This window comes from Streptomyces sp. AF1A (assembly GCF_047340315.1).
GTDB lineage: Bacteria > Actinomycetota > Actinomycetes > Streptomycetales > Streptomycetaceae > Streptomyces.
In genome coordinates this window covers 1-913 of record NZ_JBLEBI010000383.1, presented here as the reverse complement: position 1 = coordinate 913, position 913 = coordinate 1, and the positions used below count along the sequence as shown (strand labels likewise).

The window sequence follows — 913 nt, the reverse complement described above, 5'->3', positions numbered from 1 at the left end:
GAGTCAGAAACCGTTGATGTAGGCGAAGGACATGCGAAAGGTCCGGCGTAGAGGGTAAGACCCCCGTAGCCGAAATGTCAGCGGCTTGCTTGAGAGACACCCAAGTAGCACGGGGCCCGAGAAATCCCGTGTGAATCTGGCGGGACCACCCGCTAAGCCTAAATATTCCCTGGTGACCGATAGCGGATAGTACCGTGAGGGAATGGTGAAAAGTACCCCGGGAGGGGAGTGAAATAGTACCTGAAACCGTGTGCCTACAAGCCGTGGGAGCGTCGGAGTGTGCTTGCACATTCTCGTGACTGCGTGCCTTTTGAAGAATGAGCCTGCGAGTTTGCGGTGTGTTGCGAGGTTAACCCGGGTGGGGTAGCCGTAGCGAAAGCGAGTCCGAACAGGGCGATGGAGTAGCACGCTCAAGACCCGAAGCGGAGTGATCTAGCCATGGGCAGGTTGAAGCGGAGGTAAGACTTCGTGGAGGACCGAACCCACCAGGGTTGAAAACCTGGGGGATGACCTGTGGTTAGGGGTGAAAGGCCAATCAAACTCCGTGATAGCTGGTTCTCCCCGAAATGCATTTAGGTGCAGCGTCGTGTGTTTCTTGCCGGAGGTAGAGCACTGGATAGGCGATGGGCCCTACCGGGTTACTGACCTTAGCCAAACTCCGAATGCCGGTAAGTGAGAGCGCGGCAGTGAGACTGTGGGGGATAAGCTCCATGGTCGAGAGGGAAACAGCCCAGAGCATCGACTAAGGCCCCTAAGCGTACGCTAAGTGGGAAAGGATGTGGAGTCGCACAGACAACCAGGAGGTTGGCTTAGAAGCAGCCACCCTTGAAAGAGTGCGTAATAGCTCACTGGTCTAGTGATTCCGCGCCGACAATGTAGCGGGGCTCAAGCGTACCGCCGAAGTCGTGTCATT

General features: G+C 56.4%; 1 rRNA gene. It reads left to right on the top strand.

What is annotated here, in order from left to right:
- Positions 1-913, top strand: a 23S ribosomal RNA gene (locus tag ACLU3S_RS37010); the annotation flags it as partial.